Annotated in this window: 12 protein-coding genes; 4 read left to right on the forward strand and 8 right to left on the reverse strand. The window is 74.2% G+C overall.

Translation table 11 applies throughout. The features are described 5' to 3' along the window. Positions 1 to 19: 19 nt before the first annotated feature. From ftsL to mraZ, 3 genes are all read right to left on the reverse strand, one after another. Positions 20 to 547, reverse strand: coding sequence for a cell division protein FtsL (gene ftsL, locus ACUP6Y_RS13790; RefSeq protein WP_462551302.1), 528 nt, complete (start codon positions 545 to 547; stop codon positions 20 to 22). Between the two features lie 2 nt (positions 548 to 549). Continuing rightward, a complete protein-coding gene (rsmH, locus tag ACUP6Y_RS13795) occupies positions 550 to 1,530 on the reverse strand; it encodes a 16S rRNA (cytosine(1402)-N(4))-methyltransferase RsmH (RefSeq protein WP_462551303.1) in 981 nt (326 codons plus the stop codon). Between the two features lie 253 nt (positions 1,531 to 1,783). Next, positions 1,784 to 2,206, reverse strand: coding sequence for a division/cell wall cluster transcriptional repressor MraZ (gene mraZ / locus ACUP6Y_RS13800; RefSeq protein ID WP_462551304.1), 423 nt, complete (start codon positions 2,204 to 2,206; stop codon positions 1,784 to 1,786). A 262-nt stretch (positions 2,207 to 2,468) separates the two neighbouring features. Here mraZ and ACUP6Y_RS13805 point away from each other — a divergent pair, with 262 nt between their 5' ends. Genes ACUP6Y_RS13805 through ACUP6Y_RS13815 form a run of 3 tightly spaced genes read left to right on the forward strand, consistent with a single transcriptional unit; the run spans position 2,469 to position 7,017 of the window. Beyond that, entirely contained in the window at positions 2,469 to 3,383 is a 915-nt protein-coding gene (locus ACUP6Y_RS13805; RefSeq protein ID WP_462556732.1) for an AAA family ATPase, read from the forward strand. Positions 3,384 to 3,388: 5 nt separating this feature from the next. Continuing rightward, positions 3,389 to 4,663 (forward strand): DUF58 domain-containing protein, encoded by a 1,275-nt coding sequence (locus tag ACUP6Y_RS13810; protein ID WP_462551305.1) that lies wholly within the window; start codon positions 3,389 to 3,391, stop codon positions 4,661 to 4,663. After that, positions 4,660 to 7,017: a transglutaminase TgpA family protein gene (locus tag ACUP6Y_RS13815; protein ID WP_462551306.1), complete on the forward strand. Its 2,358-nt coding sequence runs from the start codon at positions 4,660 to 4,662 to the stop codon at positions 7,015 to 7,017. Before ACUP6Y_RS13810 ends, ACUP6Y_RS13815 begins: the two co-directional genes overlap by 4 nt. Before the next feature lie 154 nt (positions 7,018 to 7,171). Here ACUP6Y_RS13815 and ACUP6Y_RS13820 read toward each other — a convergent pair whose 3' ends face one another. From ACUP6Y_RS13820 to ACUP6Y_RS13840, 5 genes are all read right to left on the reverse strand, one after another. Then, the gene (locus tag ACUP6Y_RS13820) at positions 7,172 to 7,600 is read right to left on the reverse strand and encodes a DUF3040 domain-containing protein (protein WP_462551307.1); all 429 of its coding nucleotides are present in this window, start codon (positions 7,598 to 7,600) and stop codon (positions 7,172 to 7,174) included. A 108-nt stretch (positions 7,601 to 7,708) separates the two neighbouring features. Beyond that, positions 7,709 to 8,914: a DNA polymerase IV gene (dinB, locus tag ACUP6Y_RS13825; RefSeq protein ID WP_462551308.1), complete on the reverse strand. Its 1,206-nt coding sequence runs from the start codon at positions 8,912 to 8,914 to the stop codon at positions 7,709 to 7,711. A gap of 39 nt (positions 8,915 to 8,953) precedes the next feature. Beyond that, positions 8,954 to 9,670 (reverse strand): methyltransferase domain-containing protein, encoded by a 717-nt coding sequence (locus ACUP6Y_RS13830; RefSeq protein WP_462551309.1) that lies wholly within the window; start codon positions 9,668 to 9,670, stop codon positions 8,954 to 8,956. Between the two features lie 239 nt (positions 9,671 to 9,909). Next, positions 9,910 to 10,368 (reverse strand): SAV_6107 family HEPN domain-containing protein, encoded by a 459-nt coding sequence (locus ACUP6Y_RS13835; protein ID WP_462551310.1) that lies wholly within the window; start codon positions 10,366 to 10,368, stop codon positions 9,910 to 9,912. A gap of 73 nt (positions 10,369 to 10,441) precedes the next feature. Next, positions 10,442 to 10,918: a hypothetical protein gene (locus tag ACUP6Y_RS13840; protein ID WP_462551311.1), complete on the reverse strand. Its 477-nt coding sequence runs from the start codon at positions 10,916 to 10,918 to the stop codon at positions 10,442 to 10,444. Positions 10,919 to 10,963: 45 nt separating this feature from the next. Between ACUP6Y_RS13840 and ACUP6Y_RS13845 the strand changes: the two genes are divergently transcribed. Then, positions 10,964 to 11,443 carry a YbaK/EbsC family protein gene (locus ACUP6Y_RS13845; protein ID WP_462551312.1) on the forward strand — a complete coding sequence of 160 codons (480 nt, stop codon included), beginning with the start codon at positions 10,964 to 10,966 and terminating at the stop codon, positions 11,441 to 11,443. Positions 11,444 to 11,445: the final 2 nt, after the last annotated feature.

The raw sequence follows: 11,445 nt of genomic DNA on the forward strand, positions 1-11,445 counted from the left end.
CGAGGCTACGGCGCGAGGGTCACTGAACCGTGGCGGGCACGCCGTCGGTGGCCGGCTTGACCTTCTGCTTGACCGGCGGCGGGTCGAGGTCGGCCGGGCGCTTCGGTCCGGGCGGCTGCAGCGGCAGCCGGTCCGCACCCAGGGCGGGCTGCGGGTCGCCGCTGATCTTGCCGGAGCCGAGGTGCAGGACGCCGGCGCCGGTCGTCGGCATCACCATGCCCAGCCTCTCGGCGGCGGCGGCGACGTGGGCCGGGTCGTTGAGCGACTGCAGGTCCATCTCGAGCGCCTCCTGCTGCGCGCCGAGGTCGGTGGCCTGCTTGCGCAGCGCGGTCTCCCGGAAGGAGGCCTGCTGCATCGAGGTGTTGAACATGAGCAGGCCGATCACCCCACCGAGGAGGATCACGCTCACGAAGGTCACGAAGGGCACGCGCGGCGCGCGGGTGCGCCGGCGCGGCACGACGCTCAGCCGGGCCCGCTCGAGGGCCGCCTGGGCGACCCGCGGGGCGACGTACGGGAGCCGGTTGCGCAGCGGAGAGGTGGCGGACATGTCTATTCGGCTCCCTTGCCAGACGACGTGCTCGGACGGGTGTTCTCATCGATGCGCTCGATCGCGCGGAGTCGGACGGAGGCGGCGCGAGGGTTCTCCTCGACCTCCTGCTCGGTGGCCTGCTCGGCGCCCCGGGTGACCAGCCGGTACGACGGCTCGGCCCCCTCGGGCACGAACGGCAGGTCGTCGGGGACGTCGAGCCGGGTCGCGGCGGCGAAGGTCCGCTTGACCAGCCGGTCCTCGAGGGAGTGATAGGACTCGACGACCACGCGGCCGCCGACGCCGATCGCCTCGACCGCGGCAGGCATCGCCCGCTGCAGCACCCGCAGCTCGTCGTTGACCTCCATCCGCAGCGCCTGGAAGGTGCGCTTGGCGGGGTGGCCGCCGGTGCGCCGGGCGGGCGCCGGGATGACGTCGTAGAGCAGCTCGACGAGACGCGCCGAGCTCGTGAACGGCTCGACCTCGCGCTCGCGGACGACCGCGTCGGCGATCCGGCGGGCCATCCTCTCCTCGCCGTACTCCTTGAGGACCCGGGCCAGCTCGGCCGCGCTGTAGCTGTTGAGGACGTCGGCCGCGGTCGGCCCGGTGTCCCCCATCCGCATGTCGAGGGGCGCGTCGACGGCGTAGGCGAAGCCGCGCTCGGGCCGGTCGAGCTGCATCGAGGAGACGCCGAGGTCGAAGAGGACACCGGCCACCTTCCGCAGACCCTGGTCGGCGACGACGTCGGCGATCTCGTCGTAGACCGCCTGCACGCCGGTGAACCGGTCGCCGTACGGCGCCAGCCGCTCGCGGCTCATCGCCAGGGCGCGCGGGTCGCGGTCGATGCCGATCACCCGGGCCCGCGGACAGCGCTCGAGCACGGCCTCGCTGTGACCGCCGAGGCCGAGGGTGCAGTCGACGAGGACCGCGCCGTCGTGGTCGAGCGCGGGCGCGAGGAGGGCGACGACCCGGTCCAGCAGGACGGGGACGTGAACGGCGCTCATACTGCCCCCTCGACCCTGGGAAATGGCTCTGCTCGGAAATGCGCGGATCCGCAGAGCCAGGTCCCGGCCCGCTCCCGTCCCGGTGTTCGGGGTGCCGTCTGGTGCCGGGGAAGGTGCCCCAGAAGGCGGGGTTCGGCTGGTCGCCTGTGGCCGGGGAAGGTGCTACAGGTGAGGGCCTGGGGAGCGGGAACGGGCTGAGACCTCGTCCTGCGGATCCGCTGTTGTGTTGTGGCTGTCTGTCTGTCGGTGGCGGCTAGTCGTCGTCCTCGTCGAGGTCGGCGAACTCGTCCAGGGCCTCGAGCTGGAACTCGCGCCAGGCGGCGGGGTTCCAGATCTCCAGGCGGTCCCGGACACCGATCACGACGACGTCGCGCTCGAGTCCGGCGTACTCGCGCAGGTGGGCCGGGATGCCGATCCGGCCCTGCTTGTCGGGGGTGCTCTCGTCGCCGCCGGCGAAGAGCACCCGGGCGTAGCGCCGGGCGGCGCGGTTGGTCATCGGCCGGGCGGCTTGCCGCTCGGCCTCCTCGGCGAAGACATCGGTCGGCCAGACGACGAGGCACTTGTCCTGTCCCTGTGTGACCACGAGGCCCTCCGCCAGTCGATCCCTGAACTTCGCCGGGAGGAAGAGGCGGCCCTTGTCGTCGAGCTTCGGGGTGTAGGTGCCCATGAAGAGCATCGGGCCACCCCCAGCCGTCCCACCGGACTCCGCCGTTCCTCCACTTTGCCCCACACTACTCCACTTTCCCCCACCGTCAACCACCCACACCCCACTTCCGGACGCGTGGGGCCCCACCGCGCGCTCGGTCGTGGTGATGCCGCGGTTCCCACGGCGGCCGTAGGGTTGCTCCACCGCAGCGAGGTGGCTGCTGAGAGAGGGAGAGCACGCCGTGGAGTCGCCGAGCACCGATGTCGACACCGTTGCCCGGGTCGCCGGCCGGATCCAGGCCAACGTCGAGAAGGTGATCGAGGGCAAGGGCGAGGTGGTCTCGGCCGCGATCGTCGTCCTGCTGGCCGAGGGCCACCTGCTCCTCGAGGACGTCCCCGGGGTCGGCAAGACCATGCTGAGCAAGGCGCTGGCCCGCAGCATCGACTCGACGGTGCGCAGGATCCAGTTCACGCCGGACCTGCTGCCGTCCGACATCACCGGCGTCTCGGTCTACAACCAGTCGACGCGGGAGTTCGAGTTCCGGCCGGGCGGGGTGTTCGCCAACGTGGTGATCGGCGACGAGATCAACCGCGCCTCCCCCAAGACCCAGTCCGCCCTGCTGGAGTGCATGGCCGAGCGACAGGTCACGGTCGACAACATCACCTACCAGCTGGAGTCGCCGTTCATGGTGATCGCGACCCAGAACCCGGTCGAGATGGAGGGCACCTACCCCCTCCCCGAGGCCCAGCGCGACCGGTTCCTCGCCCGGGTCTCGATCGGCTACCCCGTGCCGGCCGCCGAGATCGCGATGCTCTCCAACCACGGCGCGGTCAACCCGCTCGACGACCTGGAGCCGGTGACCGACAGCGCCGAGATCCGCAAGATGTGCGCGATCGTCAGCCAGGTCCACGTGTCCGACACGGTGCAGCGGTACGCCGTCGCGCTCACCGCCGCCACCCGCAACAGCCCCGAGCTGGTGCTCGGCGCCTCCCCACGGGCCACGCTCCACCTGGTCCGCGCCGCCAAGGCGCGAGCGGCGCTGCACCGCCGCGACTACGTCCTGCCCGACGACCTGCGGGCGCTGATCCAGCCGGTGCTCGCCCACCGCCTGCTGCCCAGCGCCGAGGCGGCGATCGGCGGGCGGACCGTGGCGGCCATCCTGGAGGGCATCGCGGCGCAGGTCCCGGTGCCCGAGCCCACCTCCTGACGAGCATGCGCGGTCAGCCCATGCGCCGGCACCTCTCCTCCCTGACTCTGCGCGGACGCGCGTTCGTCGCAGCCGGGGCGACCGCGGTCGTGTGCGCCGTCGGCTTCGGCCAGCCCGCGCTCACCCGGGTCGGCGTGCTCGTCTTGGCCCTGCCGCTGCTGGCGGCGCTCGTGGTGAGCCGGCGCAAGCACGACCCGACGGTGACCCGCACCGTGTGGCCGCGGCTGCTCCGCGCCGGCGAGACCGCGCGGATCGACCTCACCATCGCCAGCGACCGCAAGCGCTCCGACGGCGCCCTGCTGGTCGAGGACACCCTCCCCTACGCCCTCGGCGGACGCGCCCGGTTCGTGCTCCAGGGCCTCGGCGGGGTCTGGGAGCGCACCGTGTCCTATCCGGTCCGCTCCGACATCCGGGGCCGGTACGTCGTCGGGCCGGTCGTCGCCCGCCTCGCCGACCCGTTCGGGCTGGTCGAGCGCCGGCGGCCGATCGGCGGCACCGCCCAGCTCACGGTGACCCCGCGCGTCGTACCGCTCCCGTCGATCCCGCTGACCGGCGGCTGGCAGGGCGCCGGCGAGCACCGCCCGCAGGCCTTCGCCTCCGGGTCGGCGGAGGACGCCAGCGTCCGCGAGTACCGCCGCGGCGACGACCTGCGCCGGGTCCACTGGCGCAGCTCGGCCCGGATCGGCGAGCTGATGGTGCGCCGCGAGGAGCAGCCCTGGGAGGCGCACGCCACCGTGCTGCTCGACAACCGGCTGCTCGCCCACCGCGGCCAGGGACCGGCGTCCAGTCTCGAGGCGGCGGTGATCGCGGCCGCCTCGATCACGGTCCACCTCGAGCAGCACGGGTACGCCGTCCAGCTCTGCACCGCCGACGGCATCGGCGGCGGGCTCGTCCGGCCCACGGACTCCAGCACCGCGACTCTCGGCGCGGAGCGGGCCCTCGAGCACCTCGCCGTGCTGGAGATGACGCACCGCGCCACGCTCGACGTGACCTGGTCCGGCGAGCAGGCCCGCGGCGGCGTCGTGGTCGCGGTCCTCGGCGGCTTCCTCGCCGAGGACAACGCGGCCCTGCGCCGGATCCGGCACGACGCCGGGGCCGCCCTCGCCCTGGTGCTCGACGTCGACCAGTGGTCGCCCAGCCGCGCCGGCCTCGGCCCGGCCGCGGCGGCCCCGGTGACCTCGCTCGCCTGGCGGGCCACTCCGCTCGGCCCCCGCGACCACCTCGACGCGGCCTGGCGCGAGCTCGGCCGGGCCCCCGTGCGGGGAGGTGCGCGCGGATGAGCGGCGCCGGCCCCACGATCACCGACCGCCGTGGCGCCTTCGGCCCGGTCCTGCTGCTCGGCGTGGTCGCCGTGCTCACCACCTGGGCCGCGCTGACCGCCTGGCGCGGCTTCGTCGAGATGCCGGGCAGCTACCTGCGCCCGCTCGCCGTGCTCGGCGGGCTGCTCGCGCTGAGCGGCGCGACCCTGCGCTGGTCCGGTACGCCGCGCTGGCTCACCGCACTGGCGCAGGTGCTGCTGGCCACCGTCTTCGTGTCCCACCAGATCACCGGCTCCCTGATCCCGGTCGGCGGCACCGCCGCCGAGATCTGGCAGGCGCTCGAGACGTCGGTGCGCAGCGCCCGCCAGTACGCCGCGCCGATCGGCGAGCGGGTCCCGCCGGTGTGGCCGCTGCTCGTCGTCGTCGGCGCCGCCGTCCTGGTCCTCGTCGAGACCCTCGCCTGCACCCTGCGCCGGGTCCCGGTCGCGGGGCTCGGCCTGCTCGCCGTCTACGCCCTGCCCAGCGGCGTGCTCGACGGCGGCCCGGACGCCACCAGCTTCCTCGCCGCGGCCGCCGGCTTCCTCGTCCTGCTCCACCTGGAGTCGCGCGAGCACCTGCTGCGCTGGGGGCGCACGGTCGGGCCGGAGGAGGACACCCGGTGGCGCGGCAACCCGCTGCGTGAGGCGATGCGGGCCGGTGCCGGCCGGATCGGCGTCACCGCGACCGCGCTGGCCCTCGTCGTACCGCTGTTCCTGCCGACCGCCGGCGTCAACGTCCTCGACCTCGGCAGCGGCAGCGGCAACGGCGACATCCGGATCCGCAAGCCGGTCGCCGACATGCGCCGCGACCTGGAGCGCGGCGAGGACCTGCCGCTGGTCCGGGTGCGCACCGACGACCCCGCGCCGTCGTACCTGCGGATCTCGGTGCTCAACCGCTACACCGGCGAGGAGTGGAGCAGCGGCGACCGCGACGTGGCCCGCGACGACCGCGCCGACGGGTCGGTCCCGCTCCCCTCCGGGCTCTCCGACGACGTGCCGCGCACCACCTACGACTACGACGTCTTCGTCACCCGCGACCTCGACTCCACCTGGCTGCCGACGCAGTACCCGGTCTCCGAGGTCGACGCACCCGGCGACTGGCGCTTCGACCCGTCCACGATGGACTTCCTCGCCGCCGACAACGACCTCGACACCCGCGGCATCAGCTACTCGATGACCGGCGTCGACCTCGACTTCGGCACCGACCGCGCCTTCTTCGCCAACTCCCGCACCGGCGACGTCTCCGAGGAGGTCCTCCACCTCCCGGGCACGGTGCCCCCGCTGGTGCGCAACCTGGCGCGCGACGTCACCTCCGGCGCGACCACCGACTACGAGCGCGCGCTGCTCCTGCAACGCTGGTTCCGGCTGGACGGCGGGTTCACCTACGACCTGCAGAAGGCGCCGAAGGGAACCGGCAACCAGACCCTCGAGGGGTTCTTGTCCCGCGACGGCCGGGTGGGCTACTGCGAGCAGTTCGCCTCCGCGATGGCGGTGATGGCCCGGATCCTCGGCATCCCCGCCCGGGTCGCCGTCGGCTTCCTCCAGCCCGATCAGGTCGACGACGGCACCTGGGAGTACAGCAGCCACGACCTGCACGCCTGGCCCGAGCTGTACTTCGCCGGCTCCGGCTGGGTGCGCTTCGAGCCGACCCCCTCCGGAAGGGTCCAGAACGTCCCTGCCTACACCCGGGTGCCGGTCGACGGCGGCAGCGACGACCCGCGCGGCGGGCCGACCGGCGCCACCTCCGCCGCCCCCGGCGCCACCACCACCGTCGCTCCCAGCGGCCGGCCGAACAACCGCCCCGAGATCGACCGCGACCCCGGCGCCGCCGCCGGTGCCGACCAGGGCGGCCCGCCGCTGCCGGTGCTGATCGGCGGTGCGGTCCTGCTCGTGCTGCTGCTCGCCGCCGCGGCCGCTCTCGGCGGGCCGACGACCGTGCGCTCCCGCGGGCGTCGTACCCGGCTCGCGGGAGCGCCCGATGACGTCTGGGCCGAGATCCGGGCCACGGCCCTCGACCTGGGCCTGGCCTGGCCTGCCGGCCGCTCCCCCCGCGAGGCCGGCGGCTTCCTGCTCGGCCACCTCGCCGCCCCCACCGACCGCCCCGCCGAGCGACCCCGCACCGGACCGGACGCCGCCCCCGAGGCCGCCGACGCCCTGGAGCGGCTGGTCCACGCCGTCGAGCGGTCGCGCTACGCCCGGCCCGGCGCGGTCGCCACGCTGGAGCGCAGCTCACTCGCCGCGGACGGGGCGCTGGTCGTGGCCGCGCTGGAGGCCGGCGTCACGCCGCGGGCGCGGCGACGGGCGCGGTGGGTGCCCCTCTCGGTTTGGCGACGCTGACCCGTCGAGCCTCCCCGTTCTCCGGTTGAGCCTCCCGTTCTCCCGTCGCGTCCTGACGTCGACGGGAGGGGGAGGTCGACCGCTGGACATGACACAGCCCCCGGGTGGCGAGCCGAGGGCTGACGGTGGTGTGGTCGGCGGGAGCCGGATCAGGTCAGAAGCCGCCGCGGTCGCGGCGGCGGCGCCAGCGGGCCTGGAGGGTGTCCATGAAGCCGGAGGAGCGGCCGTGGCCCCGGCTGTGGTGACCGCGGCGACCTCCGTCGACGACGCCGAAGCCGGACGGGTGGTTCGTGACGTTGGCGGCGGCGCCGCCGCGCTGGCTGCGCAGCGAGCCGAGCAGGATGGTGGCCGAGGCGAGCATGATCAGGAAGCCGGCGACGCCGACGGGCCAGTAGCCGCTGACGGCCCCGCCCATCATCACGGCGACGCCGGCGGCGAACACCACGCCGGCGAGGATGGCACGGCGACGGGCTGCCTGGCGGAGGGTCGTGCCCCGGAGGGTGGACGCGAACTTCGGGTCCTCCTCGCTGAGGGCGCGCTCCATCTGCTCCAGCAGTCGCAGCTCCTCTTCCGAGAGTGGCACCGAATCCTCCGACACGTGTGAGGCGGGTCTCCGCCGATGACTCTTCCTCCAAGTGTAGGCAGGCATCTCCAGCGGTGGTAGGGCTGCCCCGAAATTGTGGCCTCGAGATCACAGCAGGCTGGCCCGGCGCACCGCCGCGGAGCCGAACCGGTCGACCGCGCGGTCCACGGCGCGGTCGGCGTCGGGCCAGCCGAGGTCGCGCTCGCCGAGGACCAGTTGGCGGGTGTCGGCGGGGCGCAGGTGGCGCAGCCCCTCGACCCGGACACCGACCAGGCGGACCGCGAGCGGGCGGGGGCGGCGGGCCTCGAGGAGGCCGTCGAGGAGGGCGACCGCGACGGCGTACACCTCCTGGGTGACGTCGGTGGGCTCCGGCAGGGTGCGCGAGCGCTGGACGGTGGCGAAGTCGGCGAACCGGACCGTGACCGTGACGGTGCGGCCCGTGCGGCCGGCACCGCGGACCCGGGCGGTGACGCGGGCGGTCAGCCGGAGCAGCTCACGGCGCAGCGCCGTCCGGTCGCGGACGTCGACCGCCAGCGTGTGCTGCGCGCCCATGCTGCTCTCGGGCTCACCCTCCCCGAAGCCGAAGACGCCGGCGCCGCCCGGCACCAGCTCGGTGCGGTCGCTCCCCCACACCAGGGCGTGCAGGTGGCCGCCGAGGTGGTGGCCGAGCATCCGCCGCAGCAGGCCGACCTCGATCGCGGCGACGTCGCCGACGGTGACCAGCCCGAGGCGGTGGAGGCGCTGGCGAGTGGCCTCGCCGACGCCGTACAGGACGCCGACGTCGAGCGGGTGGACCTCCGCGACGAACCGGTCGGGCGCGATCACCCGCACGCCGTCGGGCTTGGCCTGTCGGCTGGCGAGCTTGGCGACCGAGATCGAGGCGGCGATGCCGACCGAGCAGGTGATGCCGTGCTCGGCGCGGATCCGGGAGCGCAGCCGCTCGGCGATCGCCTCGGGCGGCCCGAACAGCCTGACCGCGCCGCGTACGTCGAGGAAGGCCTCGTCGAGCGAGGTCACCTCGACCAGCGGGGTGACCGTGCGGAAGGTCTCCATGATCGCCTTCGACACCGGCGTGAGCAGGCCGAAGTCGGGCGGCATGGTGACGGCGTGGGGGCACAGCCGAGCGGCCTCGACGCCGGGCATGCCGGAGCGGATGCCGTAGCGCCGGGCCGGGTAGTTGGCCGACAGCACCACCCCGCGGTGCCCACCCCCGACGACCACGGGGACGTCGTGGAGCTCGGGACGGTCGCGGATCATCACCGACGCGTAGAACGCGTCCATGTCGACGTGCAGGATCGGGTACGCGATGGTCACGACCCGTCCCCGGGCCGAGCGGGTCCTGTCGGGCCCGGGTCAGGAGGCGGTGTGCGCCAGGGCGTGGAGCTGGGTGGCCAGCGGGAGGTACTCCGGGCGCTGGGCGACGGCTCGCTCCAGCTCGACGAGGGCCGCGGCGGCACCGGGCTCCTGGTCGACCAGGGCCGCGGGGACCAGGTCGGCGAAGACCCGGACGGCGTGGACCGAGACCGCGCCGAAGCCGTGGGCGGCGAGCAGCTCGCGGACCTCCTCGGCCGTGAACCGGCGCCCGGTGCGGGTGTCAACCGGCTGCTGGTCGTCGAGCAGCTCGCGCGCCAGCTGGAAGTGGCCGGCCATCGCCCGGGTGATGACGGAGGCGTGCCGCTGGCCGACGACCAGGCTGAGCAGGCCGCCGGGCCGCAGCACCTCGGCGACCCGCGCCAGCGCGAGAGACGGGTCGACCACCTCGAGCACGCCGTGGCACAGCACCACGTCGGCGCTCCCCGCCCCGACGACGTCGACGAGATCGGTGACGTCGCCCTGCAGGCCGGACACCTCGAGGTCGACCTCGCGCGCCCGGCGGGCCAGCGCCGCCAGGGCGTCGGGGCTGGGGTCGACCACGCGCACCCGGTGGCCCGACTCCGCCAGCCGTACGGCAAAGCCGCCGGTGCCGCCGCCGAGGTCCACGACATCGCGGGGTCCACCCACGAGCGCGGACTCCAGGGCGTCCCATACGACCGCGGTGCGGACCGATCCACGCTGCTCGCGAGAAGCCATGGCCCGAACACTAGTGGTCATCTCCGGAAGTTGTGCGGGGGTGGCCCGTGCTCCGGGTGCGTGCATCGCAAGGCGCCGGCGCGCAGCCATACCGGGTCGTCTCGCCAGCGTCGGCAACGCCGCGAGGTGCGTGCCCGGGGTGCGGGACACCCGAAGAACTTCCGGAGATGACCACTAGCCGCTTCCCGAGACGACCGATCTCGACCACCACCGCCAAGCCACCGTCCGCCTCGACTCCGTCAGCCGACCGCCAGGCCGGCGAGCTGCTCGCCGAGCGAGACGTGCGGCGTCAGGCCGAGGGCCTGCTCCACCAGAGCGAGGAAGCGGTCGGCGTCGCGGACCAGGTCGTCGGCCTCCCGCTCGGTGGCGGCCCGGACCGAGCCGGCCTCGGCGGCCGCACGCTTGCCCGCGCCGGCCGCGAAGAAGGACGCCCACTCGGCGAGCTCGGGCACGACCTCGGCCAGCAGCACCCACGCGTTGCGCTGCGCTCGGCGCCGGCCCGTCTCGGGGCGGGCCCGCGCGGCGAGCAGCGCCGCCGCGGCGCGCAGCGCCGCGACATGGGCGCAGGCGTAGCGGGTGGCGACGTCACGGGCGGCGACCGCCTCGCTCAGCGACTCCGCCGACCGGATCAGGTAGTTGTGGGTGGTCGCCGGCAGGGCGTGCGGGCTGACCGGGCGAGGGGCGAACTGCTGGGCCACGGCGTCTTCTCCTCAGAATCTGTTCGAACAGGTGTTCGAACAGTCCGAAGGTACACCTCGGGTCCGACACAGCTCAAGAGGCGGCTCGGCGGGCGGCGGTGCGCATATACTCCCGGCTCTGGGGATGCCACAGGAAGACCAGCGTCACGGCGCTGATCACGGCGGCGGCGATGGCCATTCCGTCGACCATGGTGGGCGGGTCGGTGCGCACCGTGGCGACCGCGACGACGATCACACCGGCGACGATCGCGGCCAGCGCGTGGCGGGCCCAGTTGTAGCCGACCCGGAAGAGGGCGATCAGAGTGGCGGAGAGCACCGCCGTGACGCCGTACAGGACCAGGATGACGGGGACGAACTCGACCGGCTGGACGGTGCTGTCACCGACCTGCATCGGCGACCAGACGCTGCCGAGGTCCTCACGCTGGGTGACGACGAGCACGCACACCAGCAGCCCGGCCGCGACCAGGATCCACAGCAGCCAGCACGCGATCACGACCGCGGGCGGGCGGACCGTCGGCCCGGTCTGCTGCTCGACGTCGGTCTCGGGCATGGTTCCTCCAGTCCGTGGGTGGGTCGTGCTCGATAGGGTCACCCCATGTCGGCCGAGCATCCCTCGATCACCCGGTTCCGCGACGAGCACCAGCGCCGGGGCGGAACCGGCGAGATCGTCATTCTGCCCGACTCGGTCCACACCGCCGCACTGGCCGCCGAGGCACTGGGCTGCGAGGTGGGCGCGATCGCCAACAGCCTGCTCTTCGACGCCGACGGCACGCCGGTGCTGATCCTCACCTCCGGCGCGCACCGGGTCGACACCGACCTGGCACGGGCCACGATCGGCGGTCCCGCGCTGCGTCGCGCGAAGCCGGAGTTCGTCCGCACCCACACCGGCCAGGTGATCGGCGGGGTCTCCCCCATCGGCCACCCGGCGCCGGTGCGCACCTATCTCGACCCGTGGCTGCAGCGCCACGAGGTGGTCTGGGCGGCGGCCGGGCACCCGGCCGCGGTCTTCTCGACGACGTACGACGAGCTGCTCGACCTCACCGGGGGCACTCCCCTCGACGTCGCGAAGGACTGAGC

It is taken from the genome of Nocardioides sp. S5-5, from assembly GCF_054954065.1.

What these genes read in the sequence shown, in the direction of transcription:
- ACUP6Y_RS13840 (WP_462551311.1), bottom strand. Translation starts at nt 10,918, where the DNA reads ATGCCCGAGACCGACGTCGAGCAGCAGACCGGGCCGACGGTCCGCCCG.
- ACUP6Y_RS13810 (WP_462551305.1), top strand. Translation starts at nt 3,389, where the DNA reads ATGCGCGGTCAGCCCATGCGCCGGCACCTCTCCTCCCTGACTCTGCGC.
- rsmH (WP_462551303.1), bottom strand. Translation starts at nt 1,530, where the DNA reads ATGAGCGCCGTTCACGTCCCCGTCCTGCTGGACCGGGTCGTCGCCCTC.
- ftsL (WP_462551302.1), bottom strand. Translation starts at nt 547, where the DNA reads ATGTCCGCCACCTCTCCGCTGCGCAACCGGCTCCCGTACGTCGCCCCG.
- ACUP6Y_RS13830 (WP_462551309.1), bottom strand. Translation starts at nt 9,670, where the DNA reads ATGGCTTCTCGCGAGCAGCGTGGATCGGTCCGCACCGCGGTCGTATGG.
- mraZ (WP_462551304.1), bottom strand. Translation starts at nt 2,206, where the DNA reads ATGCTCTTCATGGGCACCTACACCCCGAAGCTCGACGACAAGGGCCGC.
- ACUP6Y_RS13845 (WP_462551312.1), top strand. Translation starts at nt 10,964, where the DNA reads ATGTCGGCCGAGCATCCCTCGATCACCCGGTTCCGCGACGAGCACCAG.
- ACUP6Y_RS13815 (WP_462551306.1), top strand. Translation starts at nt 4,660, where the DNA reads ATGAGCGGCGCCGGCCCCACGATCACCGACCGCCGTGGCGCCTTCGGC.